The sequence below is a fragment of the Mesorhizobium sp. BE184 genome (assembly GCF_031457045.1).
GTDB lineage: Bacteria > Pseudomonadota > Alphaproteobacteria > Rhizobiales > Rhizobiaceae > Mesorhizobium.
Genome location: NZ_JAVDVU010000001.1, coordinates 872,457 through 892,392 on the forward strand (window position 1 = coordinate 872,457; position 19,936 = coordinate 892,392).

Annotated in this window: 17 protein-coding genes; 9 read left to right on the forward strand and 8 right to left on the reverse strand. The window is 62.5% G+C overall.

Features of this window, described 5'->3' with window-relative positions:
• Positions 1-105: 105 nt before the first annotated feature.
• The gene (locus J2X35_RS04265; protein ID WP_310181712.1) at positions 106-2,334 is read left to right on the forward strand and encodes an exopolysaccharide transport family protein; all 2,229 of its coding nucleotides are present in this window, start codon (positions 106-108) and stop codon (positions 2,332-2,334) included.
• A gap of 20 nt (positions 2,335-2,354) precedes the next feature.
• On the opposite strand, the gene J2X35_RS04270 is transcribed toward J2X35_RS04265, so the two are convergent.
• Complete coding sequence (locus J2X35_RS04270) at positions 2,355-3,578, reverse strand: GNAT family N-acetyltransferase (RefSeq protein WP_310181714.1); 1,224 nt, start codon at positions 3,576-3,578, stop codon at positions 2,355-2,357.
• 121 nt (positions 3,579-3,699) lie between these two features.
• A complete protein-coding gene (locus tag J2X35_RS04275; RefSeq protein WP_056109089.1) occupies positions 3,700-3,915 on the reverse strand; it encodes a DUF2842 domain-containing protein in 216 nt (71 codons plus the stop codon).
• 152 nt (positions 3,916-4,067) lie between these two features.
• On the opposite strand from J2X35_RS04275, the gene J2X35_RS04280 reads away from it, so the two are divergent.
• The gene (locus tag J2X35_RS04280) at positions 4,068-5,162 is read left to right on the forward strand and encodes a COX15/CtaA family protein (protein WP_310181718.1); all 1,095 of its coding nucleotides are present in this window, start codon (positions 4,068-4,070) and stop codon (positions 5,160-5,162) included.
• Here J2X35_RS04280 and J2X35_RS04285 read toward each other — a convergent pair.
• Genes J2X35_RS04285 through speB form a run of 3 tightly spaced genes read right to left on the reverse strand, consistent with a single transcriptional unit; the run spans position 5,152 to position 7,952 of the window.
• Positions 5,152-5,994, reverse strand: coding sequence for an aminoglycoside phosphotransferase family protein (locus tag J2X35_RS04285; RefSeq protein ID WP_310181719.1), 843 nt, complete (start codon positions 5,992-5,994; stop codon positions 5,152-5,154). The genes J2X35_RS04280 and J2X35_RS04285 overlap by 11 nt on opposite strands.
• The gene (gene argC, locus J2X35_RS04290; RefSeq protein ID WP_310181721.1) at positions 5,991-6,923 is read right to left on the reverse strand and encodes an N-acetyl-gamma-glutamyl-phosphate reductase; all 933 of its coding nucleotides are present in this window, start codon (positions 6,921-6,923) and stop codon (positions 5,991-5,993) included. Before argC ends, J2X35_RS04285 begins: the two co-directional genes overlap by 4 nt.
• A gap of 39 nt (positions 6,924-6,962) precedes the next feature.
• Positions 6,963-7,952, reverse strand: a complete 990-nt coding sequence (gene speB / locus J2X35_RS04295; RefSeq protein WP_310181723.1) for an agmatinase — start codon at positions 7,950-7,952, stop codon at positions 6,963-6,965.
• Between the two features lie 228 nt (positions 7,953-8,180).
• Between speB and J2X35_RS04300 the strand changes: the two genes are divergently transcribed.
• A complete protein-coding gene (locus tag J2X35_RS04300) occupies positions 8,181-9,476 on the forward strand; it encodes a DUF445 domain-containing protein (RefSeq protein ID WP_310181727.1) in 1,296 nt (431 codons plus the stop codon).
• Between the two features lie 169 nt (positions 9,477-9,645).
• Positions 9,646-10,170: a MaoC family dehydratase gene (locus tag J2X35_RS04305; RefSeq protein ID WP_310181729.1), complete on the forward strand. Its 525-nt coding sequence runs from the start codon at positions 9,646-9,648 to the stop codon at positions 10,168-10,170.
• Positions 10,171-10,180: 10 nt separating this feature from the next.
• Here the strand turns inward: J2X35_RS04305 and J2X35_RS04310 are convergent, their stop codons facing one another.
• Positions 10,181-10,876, reverse strand: a complete 696-nt coding sequence (locus J2X35_RS04310) for a fumarylacetoacetate hydrolase family protein (protein WP_310181731.1) — start codon at positions 10,874-10,876, stop codon at positions 10,181-10,183.
• 192 nt (positions 10,877-11,068) lie between these two features.
• Between J2X35_RS04310 and J2X35_RS04315 the strand changes: the two genes are divergently transcribed.
• Positions 11,069-11,752 (forward strand): response regulator transcription factor, encoded by a 684-nt coding sequence (locus J2X35_RS04315; protein ID WP_310181733.1) that lies wholly within the window; start codon positions 11,069-11,071, stop codon positions 11,750-11,752.
• Positions 11,753-11,779: 27 nt separating this feature from the next.
• Here the strand turns inward: J2X35_RS04315 and J2X35_RS04320 are convergent, their stop codons facing one another.
• Positions 11,780-13,114: a hybrid sensor histidine kinase/response regulator gene (locus J2X35_RS04320; RefSeq protein WP_310181734.1), complete on the reverse strand. Its 1,335-nt coding sequence runs from the start codon at positions 13,112-13,114 to the stop codon at positions 11,780-11,782.
• Between the two features lie 7 nt (positions 13,115-13,121).
• A complete protein-coding gene (locus J2X35_RS04325; RefSeq protein WP_310181737.1) occupies positions 13,122-14,324 on the reverse strand; it encodes an FIST signal transduction protein in 1,203 nt (400 codons plus the stop codon).
• Between the two features lie 238 nt (positions 14,325-14,562).
• On the opposite strand from J2X35_RS04325, the gene J2X35_RS04330 reads away from it, so the two are divergent.
• The 4 genes from J2X35_RS04330 (at position 14,563) to J2X35_RS04345 (ending at position 19,926) form a co-directional block, all read left to right on the forward strand.
• Positions 14,563-15,063 (forward strand): 2Fe-2S iron-sulfur cluster-binding protein, encoded by a 501-nt coding sequence (locus J2X35_RS04330; RefSeq protein WP_310181738.1) that lies wholly within the window; start codon positions 14,563-14,565, stop codon positions 15,061-15,063.
• A gap of 120 nt (positions 15,064-15,183) precedes the next feature.
• Positions 15,184-17,532, forward strand: a complete 2,349-nt coding sequence (locus J2X35_RS04335) for a xanthine dehydrogenase family protein molybdopterin-binding subunit (protein ID WP_310181739.1) — start codon at positions 15,184-15,186, stop codon at positions 17,530-17,532.
• Positions 17,533-17,542: 10 nt separating this feature from the next.
• Positions 17,543-18,340 (forward strand): xanthine dehydrogenase family protein subunit M, encoded by a 798-nt coding sequence (locus J2X35_RS04340; protein ID WP_310181741.1) that lies wholly within the window; start codon positions 17,543-17,545, stop codon positions 18,338-18,340.
• 170 nt (positions 18,341-18,510) lie between these two features.
• Positions 18,511-19,926: an OFA family MFS transporter gene (locus J2X35_RS04345; RefSeq protein WP_056109127.1), complete on the forward strand. Its 1,416-nt coding sequence runs from the start codon at positions 18,511-18,513 to the stop codon at positions 19,924-19,926.
• The last annotated feature ends 10 nt before the right edge of the window (positions 19,927-19,936 follow it).

The following is a 19,936-nucleotide window of genomic DNA, read 5'->3' on the forward strand; positions in this document are numbered from 1 at the left end:
CTGATCCTGACGATCGCATCGCCAGATGCCGTGACTTCGTCTCTTAACCGCTGAGTTACCATAGTTGTTTACGCTGCAGCCCAACCCGGTATGGGAGCAGGATGCATGTCAGGCGTACAATCCACGGCCGCAGATATCGATGTCGACCTCAGGCGGCTCTTTGGCAGTCTTGCCAGAAACTGGCTGCGGATCGCCATTGTCGCCGTTGCGGTCGCCACGCTGGCTTTCGTTCTGGCCTGGCTCGCGACGCCGCAATACAAGGCGGAAACCCGCCTTCTGATCGAAACGCGCGAATCGGTTTTCACCCGCCCCGATGGGAACTCCGAGGCGGACCGGCCGATCCTGGATGAGGAGGGGGTCACCAGCCAGGTCGAGGTCATCGCGTCCTCCGACATCCTGAAGCGAGTCGCGCAGAAGCTTGATCTTGCCCGTCTGCCGGAATTCGATCCCACCGCCCACACATCGGCCGTCGATCGCCTTCTGATCATCGCCGGACTGAAAAGCGATCCGGGTGAAATCCCGGCCGAGGAGCGCGTGCTGAAAAGCATGCGTGAGAAGCTCAATGTCTATCGCGTCGAGACGTCGCGCGTCATCGTCATCGAGTTTTCGTCACAGGACCCGAAACTGGCGGCGGAAATCCCGAATGCGATCGCCAACGCCTATATCGCCTTCCAGGGCAACGCCAAGCAGGAATCCAATTCGGCCGCGACGGACTGGCTGGCGCCGGAAATCGCCGATCTTTCCAAGCGCGTCAAGGACGCCGAGGGCAAGGTCGCCGCCTACCGCGCGCAGTCCGATCTTCTGATCGGCCAGAACAATTCCATTCTCGCCACGCAGCAGCTTTCGGAAATGTCTTCCGAACTGTCGCGCGTCCGCGCCAGCCGCGCTTCGGCGGAGGCGACTGCCGCCGGTGTGCGCAAGGCGCTCGATGGCGGCGGTTCGCTAGACGCATTGCCGGAAGTCTTGTCCTCGACACTGATCCAGAGGCTGCGCGAACGGCAGGTCCAGCTCAAGTCCGACATCGCCGATCTCTCGACCTCGCTGCTCGACAATCACCCGCGCATTCGCGCGCTGCGCTCGCAGCTTGTCGATCTCGACCAGCAGATCCGCAACGAAGCCCAGAAAGTGCTCAAGGGCCTCGTCACCGAGGCGCAGACCGCCCAGGCGCGGGAAAATCAGCTTATCGCCGATTTGAACAAGTTGAAGGCCGAATCGGCGCGCGCTGGCGAGGAGCAGGTAGAGCTCAATGCGCTGGAGCGTGAGGCCAACACCCAGCGCCAACTGCTCGAATCCTACATGACGCGCTACCGCGAGGCCGCCTCACGCACCGACCGCAATTACCTGCCGGTCGATGCACGCGTCTTCTCGCCCGCAGTCGCTCCCACCGAAGCCTATTTCCCCAAGACGATCCCGATCGTCGCGGCGGCCTTTGTCGGCTCGCTGCTGATCATGGCCATCGTGACGTTGCTGCAGGAGCTTTTCTCCGGCCGCGCCATGCGCCCCGCCCCAGGCCGCCGTCTGGAGCCTGTGGAGGAGGTCGCCATGCCGGTCGCCCAACCTGATGCGGCGCGCGAAGATCTGCCGCCAGTGCTACCGGCGCGTCCTCGACGCGATGAGCCTTTGCCGCCCGAGCCATCCCTGTCGCCCGAGGCTGTTGCCCGCGAATGGGAGAGCGAGAGGGAGGTTCGTTTTGAGCCTGCCGCGCCGGCGCCACGCAAGCTAGAGCGCACGGTTTCGCGGCTGGGCGAGATCGACATCGAAAAGGCGGCTGAAAAACTGATCGCTGGCGGGGCTGCCCGCGCCATCTTCGTGTCTCCAGAAGGGGACGAGGCCGCTGCCAGCTCGATCTTGGTAGCGCGCGAGGTTGCGGATTCCGGCCTGCGTGTCCTGCTGCTCGATCTTACGGCTTCGGGCGCCGCCTCGCTGCCCATGCTGGACAGCGGCCTGTTTCAGGGGATTACCAATCTGCTTTCCTCGCAGTCGCAGTTCAGCGACGTCATTCACGCCGACCATTATTCGGATTGCCATGTCATCCCGGTGGGAACCGCCGATCCGGTGCGCGCCATGCGCGCGGCCGACCGGTTGCCGATCATCATGCAGTCACTGACGACTGCCTATGACCTCGTGGTCGTCGAGTGTGGGCCAGCCGATGCCCAAGGCATCCGCCGCCTTGTCGGCGACGCGACAGAAGTGTTCGTTTCGATGCTGGAGCCCGACGACGCCGTGGCAGACGCGGCGGTAAAATTGATCGAAAGCGGCTATCCTGATTTGACGCTGGTGACGCCGGTCGGCTACGAACCGCCGCCGCTGCCGGGACGCCGCTCGGCAGCCTGAAGACTTTCACAAAGTGCTCGTTAGCTATCGTCCTCGGACGGCGTCTGTTTGCCCGCCGCCTTGCGGCGCAGCATCTTGGTCAGCTTCCATATTGTCGGGCTGTTCTTGACGAACGCCTTCGCGCGGGCGTTCTGGTGAAGGACGAAGGAAAGGGCCCGGCCTTTCGCGGTCAGCGGAACCAGTACGTCGACATGCTGGGTTTCCAGATCACACCAAAGTCGCTTGTAGGGCTCGTCACCGACGGAGAAATCATAAACGGCAAAGCCCTGTTGGCAGGCTTCCTTGATGTTTTCGAAGAACAGGAAATCGCCCGGGCTGGCATAGGCGAGCTCATCTTCTGCGATGGCCCCGAACTCGCAGATCAGCCGCTTTCCCGAGAGGCTTGAGCCGGTTACCGCGCGCAGTTTGCCGCCGACCTCCAGACCGTGCAGGACGAAAGAAGGTTCTTGTTCCCGCAGCGCATCGGTAAACAGCGCATGAAAGAACACCCTGACATCGGCGCTGCCGAAGGCATTGGGGATGCCCATGCGGCGAAAGCGGAATTCCTTCATCCCGAAGAATGCGTCGAGCAGCGAATGGACCTCTGTCGGTGTCGTCGCCCGCAGCCGACGGAAGCTGCCGGCCGTCTCGAATTTGCGCGTCTGCGAGCGATGCTTCTTGCGCTTCCGCTTGCCGCTGGCCCGATCAAGCAATCCGTCAAAACCTCCGTCAAGATCGACGGCAAGCGACAGGTTGGGGCTCGGAAAATTCGGCAGGGCGGAGAGCGGGTTTGCCCGGCCATCGAGTTCCGGCAGCAGCCGCTGCAGCGCCAGCACGTCGATATCCGGCCGCAGGCGGGCAATCTCGTCGAACAGCGAGCGCACAGCCTGACAGCTCACCCGACCCAGCCATTCCGGATCGGCGGCGGCGAAATTGCCATTGGCATGACGGTCGCCCATGAAGCGGGCAACCCGGAAAGGACCGGACCGAACGACTTCCAGCGCCAGCGCCAAAACAGGGCGGCCATCGACATTCAACATGGCCATCAGCGAGTCTGGATGGACTTCTCCAACCCAGTGCCGCACCCATCTTCCGCTTTGCGCGGGCGCGAACACGGCGGAGCGACAGAATTGTTCGTAGGCGGCGAGGGTTTCGGAGGATGCAGCGGAGACGGTGACGCTGACCGCAGGGCCCGACGAGGCGCGTTGCATCGCCATCGCGGCCGTGGAGCCGTTTCCGTCGAATGACGCTGTCGCGTCGATCATCTTTCCGTCCTTGGCGCGGTGCGCCCGTGCTTGCATGGGCACATTGGCGAGGCAAAACTAGGCGTAAAAGATGAATGAATGATCGACACGATCGGGAAGATGCCGCCTGATCGCCGGATCGTCAGGGTTTTGGGCCGGGTTCGAGGATCAGCCATTTGATGATGCCCATCGCGGGCAGCACCCACACAAGGCCGCTCAGCAGGAAGAAAAGCAGATGCGCCAGCGGCCCGGATTGCGAAAGCTGCGCCACCGCCACGATCGTCGCCACGATGGCATAGACGATCACCAGCAGCACGAGCAGCACGGTTCCGATCAGTTTCTTCAGGCGGATGGGCATGTCACGCTCTCTTTTGGAAATATCGCTTAGGCCCGCCGCGCTTTCGGCGCAACCCGTCACGGACGGCGCGACCGCGTGCCGCGCCGTCCGGCCTTGCCAGCGTCTGTGTCATGGTTCACCTATCCGCCACCTTGACCGAACGGATCATGGATATGAGCAGCATTTCCTCGACAGCAGAGCCGCTGGTTGCCCGCCACCGCGACCTGCACAACCGCGCGCTGGTTCGCGGCTGGCTCTATCTGGTGCTTCTGGTGCTGTTCGCACTGGTGTTGGTCGGCGGCGCGACAAGGCTGACCAACTCCGGCCTGTCGATCACCGAATGGAAACCCATCCATGGCGTCATTCCGCCGCTCAACGATGCGGAATGGCAGGAGGAGTTCGCCCGCTATCAGCAGATTCCGCAATATTCGGAGATCAACAAGGGCATGGATGTCCATGCCTTCAAGTCGATCTTCTGGTGGGAATGGGCGCACCGCATACTGGCGCGCGGCGTTGGCTTCGTCTTTGCGCTGCCGCTGCTGTTCTTCTGGGCGACACGGCGCATCGAACGCGGTCTGACCCCCAAGCTAGTGGGGATATTGGCGCTGGGCGGGCTACAGGGCGCGGTCGGCTGGTGGATGGTGGCTTCCGGTCTTGTCGATAGGGTGGATGTCAGCCAGTACCGGCTGGCGACCCACCTCACCATCGCGGCTCTGATCTTCACCGCCACCATGGTCGTCGCCCGCGGACTGGCGCGCTATTCCGAACCGCCGGCCGACGATGCGACGCAACGAATGGCCGGAGTGTTGGTGCTTCTGGCGCTGGTGCAGATTTATCTCGGCGGACTTGTGGCCGGACTGGATGCCGGCCTCAGCTACAACACCTGGCCGCTGATGGATGGCCGAATCATTCCGGGCGACCTGCTCATCCTCGATCCCGCCTGGCGCAATTTCTTCGAGAACCCCAAGACCGTGCAGTTCGTGCATCGCATCGGCGCCTACACCGTCTTTGTCGTCGCGGCCTGGCATATGATCGCTACGCACAGGCGCCTGCCGGGCACCACCCATGCGCGGCGCGCCACGCTGATGTTCCTTCTTGTATTGGCGCAGGCGGCCATCGGTATTTCGACGCTGCTGATGCAGGCGCCCCTGCATCTGGCGTTGACGCATCAGGGCTTTGCCCTGGTCCTGCTTGGCTTCGCCGCCGCGCATTGGCGCGGCACCAAGGGGGCTTACCCGCTGCCGAACGACATCGCCGTCAGAAGCTGAGCCGAACTGCCCGGACCGCCGCTGTGACCGACAGTTCGCGTTCCTCATCCGCGTCGTTCCCGTCTTCCGCGTGCCAGGCCGCCGACAGGCAGCCATAGGCAAAGGCGTGGTCGAGCACGCGGCGCGGATCGAGCATCAGCACATTGTGGAAGATCGCCGCCATCCCGGCGATGCGCTCGAGGTCCTTGCAAAGCGCATCGCGGTCAAGGGGATTGAAGAACATGTTGGCGGCATCGAAACATGGGTCGCCAAGGACGCCCTTGGGGTCGATGGCGAGCCAGCCGCGACGGCTCTCGATGATGTTTTCATGGTGCAAATCGCCATGCAGAGGGCGGATGTCGCGTGCGTCGTCGAGCAATTCCTGCGCCACGGCGGCGGCTTGCGCATAGAGGCCAGAAGAGCCGGCTTTACGCTCCGCCTCGGCTACACGGAACAGCGCGACGAAACGCTGCCGCAGCTGTTGCAAACCGGTTGGGGCAGGGCGGTCGGAAGGGGCATGCAGCCGCGCCATCACATCGGCGGCGATCTCCGTGGCCGCCGTGTCTCCTGCCTTGTCGAGAACTTCGGTCAGGTGCCGTTCGCCGGCATATTCGAGGAGCATCCGGTTGCCGTCGGTTCCGAGCAGGCGCACCGCGCCACGGCCATCCAGCCAGCGCAGCAGATGCTTGCCGCGCAATTCGTCCTCGACGTCGTCGAATGGCTTGAGATCCTTGATGATGGCCGTCGTGCCGTCGTCGCGGACAACTTTCCAGATGCGGCTTGAAAACGTTTCGGCAATCAATTCCGCGCCGCTCACATTCCAGCGGCGCGGGAAGGATGGCATCAGGCTCACCCGTGAAGGCCGAGCATGATGTCCATGTTCTGCACCGCGGCGCCCGAAGCGCCCTTGCCGAGATTGTCGTAGACGGCCACCAGCAGCGCCTGCGCCCGCTTGTCGTTGGCGAAAACGTAGACCTTCATCCGGTTGGTGCCGTTGTATTCTTCCGGCTGGATTTCCGGCACTCGCTCGACAGCTTCATAGGGTGCGACTTCGACCACGCCGCCCTTGATGCCGGCGAAATGATCGGCGATGGCTGCGTGGAGTTCGGAACCGCTTGGCACCTTGTCCAATCCGCCGAGTTGCAGCGGCACGACGGTGATCATGCCCTGTGCGAAGTTGCCGATCGCCGGCTGCATGATCGGATCGTGCGAGAGCTTTGCATAGGCCTTTATTTCCGGCACATGCTTGTGCTGCAGGTTTAGGCCGTAGGGGAAGAATTCCGGCGCGTCCTCGCCCTTGGCGACGTAATCCTCGATCATCGGACGGCCGCCGCCCGAATAGCCGGTGATGCCGTTGACGGTGACGGGATAATCCGCAGGCAGGATACCCGCCGCAACCAGCGGCCGCAGCGTTGCGATCGGGCCTTGTGGCCAGCAGCCGGGGTTGGCGACGCGCTTGGCGCTGGCAATGGCCTTCGCCTGATCCTTGTCCATCTCGGCGAAACCGTAGGCCCAGCCGTTCGCCACGCGATGCGCGGTCGAGGCGTCGATGACCCGCGTTGTTCCGTTCTCGATCAGCGAGACGCTCTCCTTCGCTGCATCGTCCGGCAGGCAGAGGATGGCGACATCGGCGGCATTGAGGAACTCCGCCCGCGCGGCGAGCTCCTTGCGGCGTTCCACCGGCACCGAAATGATCTCGAGATCGCCGCGCTCGGCCAGAAGAGCTCGGATCTGCAGCCCCGTGGTTCCGTGTTCGCCGTCGATGAAGATTTTCGGTTTCATGTCTGTCGTTCCTGAATGGCCTTGCCTGCCGGCTGCGGCCTATATGCCATGCCCTTCATGCAGTCCATGGTTCATCTCTTCCGCCCTCGCTTTGCGCTCAGCCAGAAGTCCGAGATAGTGCATCGCCACGGTCGATCCTGCGATTGCGGTAATATCGGCATGGTCGTAGGGCGGCGCAACCTCCACCACGTCGGCGCCAACGATGTCGATCTGGTTGAGCTGGCGCAACGTCGACAGGATTTTCGCCGAGGACGGCCCGCCGGCAACCGGCGTTCCCGTTCCGGGCGCGAAGGCCGGGTCGAGGCAATCGATGTCGAAGGTGACATAGGTCTTCTTGCCACCCGTGCGGTCCACGATTGCATAGGCGATGTCGGAGGCGCGCATCTCTTCGATCTCGTGGCCGTAGAGGATCTTGATGCCGAAGGTCTCGGGCGCGTGCGTTCTGATGCCAATCTGGATCGAGCGGTCGGGATCGATCAGGCCTTCCTTGACGGCGCGGCCGACGAAGGAGCCGTGGTCGATCCGCTTGCCGTCATCCGGCCATGTGTCCTGATGAGCGTCGAACTGCACCAGCGCCAGCGGTCCATGGATCGCGGCGTGCGCCTTGAGGATAGGATAGGTAACGAAATGGTCGCCACCGAGCGAAAGCAGGAAAGCGCCTGATTTCAGCAGTTTCGCCGCTTCGCGCTCGATGGTCGAGGGCGTTTTCTGGTGGTTGCCGTTGTCGAGCAGGCAGTCGCCGTAATCGACGACCGCGAGCGTCTCGAACAGGTCCTGCGCGAACGGGTATTGCGGATCGTTGTCGAGGATCGCCGAGGCGCGACGAATGGCCTGCGGCCCGAAGCGGGCGCCCGGACGATTGGTGACGGCGGCATCGAACGGAATACCCCAAACGACAGCGTCCGCGCCCTTGACGTCCTTCGTGTAGCGGCGGCGCATGAAGGAAAGCGCGCCGGCATAGGTCGGCTCGAAAGAAGCGCCTGTCTTGCCGCGCGCGGTAAAGGCGTGGTCGATGTTCGTGTTCGCCATCACGAATCCTCACTGCTGTTGACGGGCTGAAACAACTACAGAACCGGCACGGAACATGCCAGACTTGAACTTATGAAGCGCGCATGATGGGGGCGTGACGGCCGGCAGTCGAACATTCCGGATGCGCGTTCGGGTCGAAAATCGAAAAGCCTTTCCATTGATTTGCGCGTTCGCCGCAACCAGTTGCACGATGTTAGGGTATTCCGCGACGGAACGGACGGATCGACGATGACGCAACCTGAACTGGGCGCGGCCACAGGTGACACTTCCGGCGCCATGCAGGGCAAGCTCGCGGCCCTGCGGCGCACCAAGCTGCTCGCCGCCGCGGCGCTGGCGCTGTGCGTGATCGTGTTCGCGGTGGCGAAATCACTGGAGAGCAGCCACCCCTGGCTGGGTTTCGTCGCCGCTTTCGCCGAGGCGGCCACGATCGGCGGGTTGGCCGACTGGTATGCGGTGGTGGCGCTGTTTCGCCGGCCGCTTGGGTTGCCCATTCCCCACACCGCGATCATCCCGGCGAACCAGAACCGCATCGCCGACAATCTCGGCAGCTTCATCGAGGCCAATTTCCTCGCGCCCGGGCCGGTGCGCGAAAAACTCAGGGAGGTGGATTTCGCCGCCCTTGTCGCCGATTGGCTGTCGGACCATGAACGCGCCGCGGGCCTGTCCCGTTTCGTCGCGCGATTGGTCCCGCAGACGCTGACCGCGATCGAGAAATCGGAACTGCGCGGCTTCGTCGCCAACCGGATGCTGGAGCAGGTCGACAAGGTGCGGCTTGCACCCCTGGCCGCCGAGCTGCTGTCGGCATTCACGCAGGACCGCCGGCACCAGAAACTGTTCGACGAATTCACGCGGGTCGTCGGCCGATTCCTGAGCGACGAGCAGGCGCTGGCTGCCATGCGCGAGAAAATCCGCGAGGAACTTCCTTCGCTTTTCAACCTGTTTCGGGCCGATGCCTATCTGCTGAAGAAGATCGTGGCGTCTTCCGGGGCTCTGCTCGAAGAGATCAGGAACGATCCGGACCACCCGATGCGCGAGGAGTTCGATCGCTTCGTCGAGACCTTCATAGAACGCCTGAAAAGCTCGAAGGACTATGCGCGCCGCGCCGAGAAACTGAAGAGGGATTTTCTTGCCCGTACCGAAATCCGCGATCTAGCGCACGACGTGTGGGAAAGCATGCGCGCCTTTATCGAACAGGATGCGGCCGCGCCAAACTCCATGATCCGCCAACATCTCACCGGCATGTTTGTCGAAGTCGGCAAGCATCTGGCTGGTGACGAGCGCATCAGGGCGGACATGAATCAAGGTTTCGTGGTGGCGCTGGCCTCGTTCGTGGAAAGCCAGAAGAGCGGTGTCTCGAAATTCATCGCCGACCAGGTCAAGCGTTGGGATCTGGCGCAGTTGACCCGCCTGATCGAGACGAACATCGGTCGGGACCTCCAGTATATCCGCTTCAACGGCATGATCGTCGGCGGCCTGGCAGGCATTGTCCTTTATGCGATGGAAGTTCTGTTTCTCGGCAATTGACCGGAGACCCATGCTGGGGAATCTTGGGGAACAACTGTTGTCTCCCAGCGTTTGCATTGGCTTCGCCTAGCGTGGACAATAGTGGGAATCGCGCCGCAGGAGGCGGCCTCACGATCGAAAACCTGCCTTGCTGTTTTCGGGAAGGTCATCGAAAGGGCCAGGATAAGGAATGAAGAAAGTAGCGCCGACCTTCGATCAGCTCCGTGAGATGATAGGAGAGGAGCTTGGTGTATCGGACTGGGTTGTTGTGGACCAGTCGCGCATCGATCAGTTCGCCGACTGCACCGAAGATCGCCAGTGGATTCATGTCGATGCCGAACGGGCGAAGCGCGAAAGCCCGTTCAGAACCACGATCGCTCACGGATATCTGACGCTTTCCCTCATTGGTGGCCTCAGCCAGGAAATGAACGTTTTCCCTGAAAACACGCGCGCCGCCTTCAACTACGGGCTGGACAAGGTGCGTTTCGTCGCGCCGGTGAGGGTCGGTGTCCGGGTGAGATTGCGGGCGAGACTGGTTTCGATGGAGGACCGGGGTCCTGGCCAGTACCTCATGAAGTTCGCCAACACGATCGAGATCGAGGGCGAGGAAAAGCCGGCGCTGACGGCCGAGACGCTGGCAATGTTCTACGAGCGCCGCAAGAAGAGGTCGGATGCCGTGTCCGCCTCCTCCTGTCTCGGTGAGGATCAGCCGTAGGCGTGACCGGCTATGCCACCGGGCCGACGACGAATTCGATCTCGCCAATGCCGTCTACGCCGCCGGTGACCTTGTCGCCGGGGACGATGGCGCCGACGCCGGCCGGCGTGCCGGTGAAGATCAGGTCGCCGGGCTGGAGGCGGACCCCCTCGCTGCAGATCGAAACGATATCGGCGATCGGCCAGATCAGTTCGGTCAGGTCGGCATCCTGTTTGACCGTTCCGTTGACCGCGAGCCAGATGCGGCCGCTTTCAGGATGCCCGGTTTTGTCGGCGCGTACCAATGGTCCGCATGGCGCGGAATCATCGAAGCCCTTCGACCAGTCCCAGGGACGCGCGGTCTTCTTCGCCTCGTCCTGGAGATCGCGCCGCGTCAGATCGACGCCGACGCCGTAGCCCCACACATGCGACAGCGCGGCATCGCGCGGGATGCGGAAGCCACCGGTGCCGATGGCTGCGACGAGTTCGATCTCGAAATGCAGGTTCTTTGTCAACGAGGGGTAGGGCACAGTGGACCCGGAATCGACCACTGTGTCGGCCGGCTTGCCGAAGAAGAAGGGCGGATCGCGGTCGTCATTCCCGAATTCGCGGGCGTGCGCAGCGTAGTTGCGTCCGACGCAGAAGATCCGGCGCACGGGAAATCGGTCGTCCGATCCGGTGATGGCGACGGACGGCGCGGGCGAGGGGTCGAAGGCATAGGCGGTCATGGTAGTCCTGCTTGAATGTCTGGTGCTGTTGCGGCCGGCACATTCGCTTCATTCGCGCCGCGCGGCAAGACGATTTATCCAGCCAAAACCGCTATTTGTGCTTTCGGTTGCGGCAGGCCAGGCCTTATACTGATTGCTGAAACGCGGCAGGCAGCCATTTGACGCCGCGCCCGGCCGAAAGCTGATCCAGCCATGTCCCCACCGAAAGCGCTAACCCGGTTCCTGATCATCGACGATCACCCCTTGTTTCGCGAGGCGCTGCACAGCGCCTTGCAGATGGCCTATCCCGACATCGAAACAGTGGAAGCACGTTCCATGACGGAGGCGTTGCAACTTCTGTCCGCAAACGATCAGTTCGACCTCGCGCTGCTCGACCTGTCGATGCCGGACGTCCATGGCTTCGACGGACTGTTGCAACTCAGGACGCATCATCCGCGACTGCCGGTCGTCATCGTGTCCGGTCACGAGGACTCGAAGATCGTTTCCGAGGCGCTGTCATATGGCGCGGCGGGCTTCATACCGAAGTCGGCACGCAAGAGCGATCTGGCCGGCGCCATCCGCTCTGTAATGGAAGGGGCAATCTATATCCCCGAAAACTACCAGGCCAGCCCGGCGGATGCCGACAGCATCGACCGCGCCGACATGGTGCAAAGGCTCTCCAAGCTGACGCCGCAGCAGTTGCGTGTCCTGCAGATGCTTAGGCAAGGTAAGCTCAACAAGCAGATCGCCTATGAGCTTCAGGTGGGGGAAACCACGGTCAAGGCACATGTGTCGGAAATCCTGCGCAAGCTCAATGTCTACAGCCGCACGCAGGCTGTGATCGAAGTTTCGAAGCTCGACAACGCCGAGCTTTTCCGCGATTCTGGCGGTTTCTAGCTCAAAATTTCCCGAGTTCCGCTGCTTTCAGGCCAGAAGATGTGCCAGCAGCGCCCGCAACTGCGCCGGTTTGAGCGGCTTCTGCATCAATTCCATCCCGGCGGCGCGGGCGGCTTCGGCGACCGGGCCCGAGCCATCCGCCGTCGCGATCAGCGCCGGCACCGGCCGGCCCAGATAGTCGCGGATTTCCTGCACCGTGCTGGTGCCAAGATCGCCATGGTCGAGATGCTGGTCGGCGATGATGATGTCCGGCACCCATTCCGTATCGCCCAACGCATCGAGAGCTTCACGCGTCGAGGCCGCTTCGCGTACGGCGCATTGCCAGTGACCGAGCAGCGAAGCCATGGCTTTCAGCACATCAGGGTCGTTCTCAATGAGCAGCACCTTGGTGCCGAAAAGACCGTACCCGCGCGGCCGTTCCGGCTCCGCTATCCTGTTACCAGTCGTTATGCCCGCCGCTGCCGGTACGTCGACATGGAAGATCGTGCCGCGCCCGACGCGCGAGGTGAAAGTGACAGGATGATCGAGGGCGCCGGCGATACGCTGCACGATTGCCAATCCCAGTCCAAGACCTCCGCCGGTCGATTCCGCTTCCGCCGCGGAGGTGCCGCGGTGGAATTCCTCGAAGATCGATTCCCGCTGGTCGTCGGGAATGCCGCTGCCGGTGTCGGCGACATCGATGCGGACCATGCCGCCGCGATGACGCGTGCCGATCAGCACGCCGCCCGAGCGCGTGTAGCGCATGGCGTTGGAAATGATGTTCTGGAGAATGCGCCGTAGCAGCGTGCGGTCGGAACGAACTGTGGCGTCGACCGTCCGGAACTTCAGCTTCAGCCCTTTCATTTCCGCCTGCGGCTGGAAATCCGAACGCAGGGAGGAGAAAAGCGCTTCGAGGCTGACATCGCCTATTTCGGGCTGCACCACGCCGGCATCGAGCTTTGAAATGTCGAGCAGGGTCCGCAGCAGGTCTTCCATGGTTTCCAGCGAGCGCTCCACCTGGCGCACCAGCTTGCGGCCTTCCTCGCTGGTCTGGATTTCCGACAGGGCCGACACCGAAAGGTGAGCGGCGTTCAGCGGCTGCAGCACGTCATGACTGGCGGCTGCCAGAAACCGTGTCTTGGAAACGTTCGCCTGCTCGGCGTTTTCCTTTGCCTGGCTCAATTCGATGTTTGAATGTTCCAGCCGGCGCAGCGTCGCATGCAGTTCGTCGGTGCGCCGGCGCACCCGGTTTTCCAGCGCGATGGCGGTCTGGAACAGCGAGAAGGCGTTGCCCTGCTGGTCCATCGAGCGCTCGACGCGGGAAATGAGCGCGGCGTTGATTTTCTTCAGGCGTTCGACGTCGTCGATCTGGCTCAGCGGCATGGCGGTTCTATTCTGCCGCCCGGCGATGGCCGAAAGCAATGCCGGTAAATGTCTGGTTGAGATGCATGGACCGGTACTGCTCGCCGTAAGTGCCGAAGCCGACCACATTGTGCGAGCGGTAGACTTCGGACATCTCGCGGCTGATCTGCCGGTTTTCGGCATCCAGCCTTCGCAGGACGCAGTCGAAACCGAGGACCATGTCGATGCCGCCAAGCTTGCGCCCGGCTTCCGTAAAGGCGGCTTCCGTCGCCTCGACCATGCTCTTGGGCTGGGCGACCGACAAGACGATGCCGTCATCTATGGCGCAGAAGAACGACAGCGAGCCGTCCGGATTCATCTTGCGGATCGAGCGGCAGTAATATTCGCCGCCGACTTTCACCACCACCGGATGCGATGCGAAGGAAAGCGGGGTCAGGCTGTTCGGCACGATGCCAACGGCGGAAGCGTATTCGTCGGCGGCCCTGGCCGCGTTGAATTCATGCACGATGCGCCGGTCGGGTTCGGAGCCAGTGACGACCAGCTTTTCATCCGTGGGCACGAAATTATCGGTCTTGAAGACATGAAACGGGATTTCCGTGGCGATCAGGACGATGATGGCGCTGTCGGAGGCGCAGCGTCCGTCGGCGATCAGCCGCGTCGTCTCGAATTTGAGGTCGTCGCCGGCCGAGCCGCCGATCAGCGGGATGTCGTCAAGCCCCCAATGGATGGCGGAGGTTACCGCTTCCTCGGCATAGGAAAGCCCATCGATGAAGCACAGCGCGAATAAATTGCCGCTTCGCTCGGCGCCGAGCCTGGACTGCAGGCTTCGTCGCAGGGCCTCGACCTCGCCGGTGATCCCGTCCATGCCTGAGGAGGACAAGTTCTCGACCATCGTCATGACTGCGGTGAAGGATCCTGCCGGCATCAGCATCGCTAGCACATGCCCATCCTCCATGCCCTGCGGTGTAATCTCTCCCGCGGTCGAACAGCCCGCATAGCGAAGACCCGGCGCGTGACGCTGCAGCGCAGCCGTCAGGTCGTTCGCTTGCATCAGGCTCTGGGAAAAGAACAGCAGCGCGAAGTCCGCGCCGATGGCTTTCGCCTCCAGCGCCACTGCGTGCGCAAAGGCGTCGGCGTCGGCGTTGTCGCTGGATAGCGCCGACAAGCCGCATGCATAGGCCGTGCGCGAACAGACCAGCGGCTCTCCTTCGGGATGTTTTTGAATGTTCATTTCTGTCCGGGGCGCGGTGCGGCTGCCATTTTCTCTTTCCGCGGCGCTTTGGCAATGGCCAGTGCAAATCGCCTATGACCAAAAGTACTATGTACGCCCGCCCGGGCCGATAGCATTCTCTCGCCACATCGGTTTCGCGGGATTGTCTTTTGGCGGGGTTATGCGGGATAACGGTGGAGGAGCGGGCGCGGCCTGCAATCCGGCGCGGCATACCAAGGTAGTCACCCAGGGAGGTTTCATGTCAGACGTTTCATTGACGATCAATGGACGCAAGGTCAGCGGTTCGGTGGAGGACCGCACGCTGCTGGTTCATTTCCTGCGCGAACATGAGGGACTGACCGGCACCCATGTCGGCTGCGACACCTCGCAATGCGGCGCCTGCGTCGTCCATGTCGACGGCAAGGCGGTGAAGTCCTGCACCATGCTGGCCGTACAGGCCTCGGGCTCGACAGTACTCACGATCGAGGGCCTGGCCGACGGAGCCGATCTGCACCCCGTTCAGGCGGCCTTCAAGGAACATCACGGCCTGCAGTGCGGTTTCTGCACGCCCGGCATGATCATGACGGCCACCGACATGATCGCCCGTCACCCCGAGGGGCTGGATGAGGCAACGGTGCGGGCCGAACTGGAAGGCAACATCTGCCGCTGCACCGGCTATCACAACATCGTCAAGGCTATCCTTGCCGCATCGAAGACGATGGCGAAGGCCGGCAAGGGCAAGGCGAAAGTGGCTGCTTGAACGGCAGTCGGCGGTAGGCAAACGGATTGAGGGAGGCGCTTCGGCACAGGCATTCCGCGTCGTACAAACGACTGCCGACTGCCAATTGCCGACTGCCGCTCCCAAAGGGAGGAATTTTTCATGGGAATTGAAGGCATCGGCGCCCGCGTCGCGCGCAAGGAAGACAAGCGGTTCATTACAGGAGCCGGACGCTATGTCGACGACATGGTGGTTCCCGGCATGAAGCACGCCGCGTTCGTGCGCAGCCCGTATGCGCACGCGCAGATCAAGAAGATCGACGTCAAGGCCGCCAAGGCGATGCCGGGCGTCATCGGCGTCCTGACCGGCAAGGAACTCAAGGCCGACGGCATCGGCAATCTGATCTGCGGCTGGATGATCCACTCCAAGGACGGCACGCCGATGAAGATGGGCGCCTGGTCCCCGCTGGCGGTCGACAAGGTCCGTTACGTCGGTGACGCCGTGGTCATCGTGGTCGCTGACACCAAGGGCCAGGCCCGCGACGCCGCCGAGGCGGTTGAGATCAGCTACAAGGAATTGAAGGCGGTGACCGAAGCCGTCGATGCCCTGAAGCCCGGCGCGCCGCAAATCCATCCCGAGGCGGACGGGAATCTGATCTTCGACTGGGAGATCGGCGATTCAGCGGCAACCGACGCCGCGATCAAGGCCGCCGCCCATGTGACGCGCATCAAGATCGTCAACAACCGGCTGGTGCCGAACGCCATGGAGCCGCGCGCGGCCCTCGGCCAGTACGACAAGGCGGAAGACCACTACACCTGCTGGACCACTTCGCAGAATCCGCATGTCGCCCGATTGGTGATGAGCGCATTCTACAATGTCGCGCCCGAAAACAAGCTGCGCGTCATCGCGCCGGATGTCGGCGGCGGCTTCGGCTCGAAGATCTATATCTATCCCGAGGAAATCGTCTGCCTGTGGGCCTCCAAGAAGACCGGCGTGCCGGTCAAATGGGTCGCCGACCGCACCGAAAGCTTCCTGACTGACGCCCATGGCCGCGACCACGTCTCCATGGTCGAGATGGCGTTCGACAAGGACAACCGGGTCACCGGCCTCAAGGTCGATACCATCGCCAATCTCGGCGCCTACATGTCGCTGTTCTCGTCCTGCGTGCCGACCTATCTCTACGCAACGCTGCTGTCGGGCCAGTACAACATTCCCGCCATTCATGCGAACGTCCGCACGGTCTACACCAACACCGCGCCGGTCGATGCCTATCGCGGGGCGGGGCGTCCCGAAGCGACTTATCTGCTGGAACGCACCATGGAGACCGCCGCGCGGGAGTTGGGGGTGTCGCCCGCCGAACTGCGCCGCAAGAACTTCATCACCGAGTTCCCGCACCAGACGCCGGTCATCATGTGCTACGATGCCGGCGACTACGGCGCTTCCATGGATGCGGCGATGAAGGCGGCTGACTATGCCGGCTTCGCCAGGCGCAAGGCCGCCGCCGCCAAGAAGGGCAAGCTGCGCGGCATCGGCATGTCGAACTACATCGAGGCCTGTGGTATCGCGCCTTCGGCAGCCGTCGGCTCGCTTGGAGCCGGCGTCGGCCTGTGGGAATCCGCCGAAGTGCGCGTCAACGCCGTGGGCACCATCGAGGTGCTGACCGGTTCGCACAGCCATGGTCAGGGCCACGAAACCACCTTCGCGCAGTTGGTCAACCAGCGCTTCGGCATGCCCATCGATCAGGTATCGATCATTCATGGTGACACCGACAAGGTGCAGATGGGCATGGGAACCTACGGCTCGCGCTCCGGCGCGGTCGGCATGTCGGCGGTTGCCAAGGCGCTGGACAAGGTCGAGGCGAAAGCCAAGAAGATCGCTGCGCACATGCTGGAGGCCGACGAAAGCGACATTGTCATCGAGGACGGCACCCTCAAGGTCGCCGGCACCGACAAGAGCGTGCCGTGGTTCCAGATGGCGCTCGCGGCTTATACGGCACACAATCTGCCGTCCGGCATGGAGCCCGGCCTGAAGGAAACGGCGTTCTACGATCCCTCGAACTTTACCTTCCCGGCCGGTTGCTACATCTGCGAAGTCGAGATCGACCCGGAAACCGGCGTGACGGAAATCGTCCAGTTCGTGGCCGCCGACGATTTCGGCAACATCATCAATCCGATGATCGTCGAAGGCCAGGTGCATGGCGGCATCGCCCAGGGCGTCGGCCAGGCGCTGCTGGAAGGCGCCTACTACGACCAGACGGGCCAGTTGCTGACCGCGAGCTACATGGACTACACCATGCCGCGCGCCAGCGACCTGCCGTCGTTCAAGGTATCGACCTCGAACACGCCATGCCCGGGCAATCCGCTCGGCATCAAGGGTTGCGGCGAGGCTGGCGCCATCGGCTCGCCTCCAGCGGTCATGAATGCCATGACCGACGCCCTCGGCACCAACGAACTCACCATGCCCGCATCGCCGTCCCGTGTCTGGGCCGCGATCCACTCGGCCAAGCACTGAGGAGAACATAATGTACTCGGTCAATTATCACCGTGCGAGCTCCGTCGCCGATGCCGCCAAGCTGGTGAAGACGGGCGATGCAAAACTTCTTTCAGGCGGCATGACGCTCATTCCCGCCATGAAGACGCGGCTTGCCGCGCCGTCCGATCTGGTCGATATCGCGCGCATCCCCGAGCTGAAAGGCATCGCGGTTTCGGGCAAGACAGTCACCATCGGCGCGGCGACGACGCATTTTGAGGTCTCGCGGGACGAGAAACTGAAAAAAGTCTGTCCGGCGCTCACGCATCTGGCCTCTCTGATCGGTGATCCGGCCGTACGCCACAAGGGTACGATCGGCGGCTCAATCGCCAACAACGACCCGGCCGCCGACTATCCCGCGGCCCTTCTGGCTCTGGGCGCGACCATCATCACCAACAAGCGCCAGCTCGCGGCCGACAAATTCTTCAAAGGGCTGTTCGAAACAGCGCTGAAGGATGGCGAGATTGTCACGGCGGTGACGTTTACCGCTCCCGAAAAGGCCGGTTACGAGAAGTTTCGCAATCCGGCGTCGCGCTACGCAATCGTCGGCGTCTTCGTGGCATCGGGCAAGGACGGTGCTCGCGTCGCTGTCACGGGAGCTGGCGACGACGGGGTTTTCCGGTCAAGGCAGATCGAATCAGCACTTGCCAAGGGGTTCAGCCCGGCCTCGCTGGAGGGACTCAAATTGCCCGCGGACAACCTGATGAGCGATATTCATGCTTCGGCGGATTACCGTGCGCATCTGATCGTGGTCATGGCCAAGCGCGCGGTTGCCGCTGCGAGCCGCTAAACCCGAAACACGTATCGAAAACCTTCCCAACGGCCGGTTTCACCGGCCGTTTTCTTTTGCCAGCGCCGGAAACGTTGAACTATCGTCGTATACCGCCAATTAAGAATTGCCATATCGCATCACGATATTAACCTGCCCTTGTCCATCTTGGACGACAGGGGAGGAAGACTATGGAGACAGAAACAGGAGGAGGCGGCAGCTGGTTCAGCCGCTCGCGCACCGTGGCGAGGCCCGGCTATAGCCGCTGGATGGTGCCGCCGGCCGCATTGTGCGTGCATCTGTGCATCGGCCAGGCTTACGCATACAGCGTATTCAACCTGCCGATGACGAAACTCATCGGCATTACCGAATCTGCGCCGGACGACTGGAAACTCACTGAACTCGGCTGGATTTTCTCGCTCGCCATTTTCTTCCTTGGCGTCTCCTCGGCGGTATTCGGCCGTTGGGTGGAGGAGGGTGGCCCGCGCAAGGCCATGTTCACGGCGGCGCTTTGCTGGGCCGGCGGCTTCCTGATCTCGGCGTTCGGCGTCTATATCCACAACCTTTGGGTGATCTATCTCGGCTATGGCGTGCTTGGCGGCATCGCGCTCGGCATCGGCTACATCTCGCCGGTCTCGACGCTGATAAAATGGTTTCCTGACCGCCCGGGCATGGCAACCGGCATGGCCATCATGGGCTTCGGCGGCGGCGCCTTCATCGCTTCGCCGCTGTCGGTGTGGCTGATGAAGAAATTCACCACCGAAACCCATATCGGCGTGATGGAAACCTTCGTCATTCTCGGCGTCGTATACTTCGCCTTCATGGTCGTCGGCTCGATCATCGTCAGGGTGCCGGCGCCAGGCTGGAAGCCGGAGGGATACGTCGAGCCTGTCCAGTCGACCAAGCTCATCACCCGCAACGACGTGTTCGTCTACGACGCGCTGAAGACGCCGCAGTTCTGGCTGATCTGGTGGGTGCTGTGTCTGAATGTCACCGCCGGCATTGGCGTGCTCGGCCAGGCATCTGCCATGAGCCAGGAGATGTTCCCTGGCCTGATCACGCCGGTGGCCGCTGCCGGACTGGTCGGGCTGATGAGCCTGTTCAACATGGGTGGCCGCTTCGCCTGGGCGTCGACCTCCGACTTTATCGGCCGCAAGAACACCTATTTCGTGTTCATGGTGCTGGGCTTCATTCTCTATTGCCTGGTGCCGTACACGGGTGCGGTTGGCAGCATTGCCGGCTTCGTGCTCTGCTTCTGCATCATCATCTCGATGTATGGCGGCGGCTTCGCGACGGTGCCTGCCTATCTGCGCGACATGTTCGGCACACGTTATGTCGGCGCCATTCATGGCCTGCTGCTCACCGCATGGTCAGCGGCCGGCATTTTCGGCCCCGTGCTCGTCAACTACATCCGTGAGTACAACGTCAATCACGGCGTGCCGAAGGCGGAGGCCTACAACACCACCATGTACATCATGGCGGGGCTGCTGGTGATCGGCTTCATCTGCAATTTCTTCGTCAAGGCGGTGGACAAGCGCTACCACATGAAAAAGGAAACCGAAGCCGATACGGCGCTTGCCACGGCGGCGCGGTCGGCAAGAGCGTAGGGAGGACAAG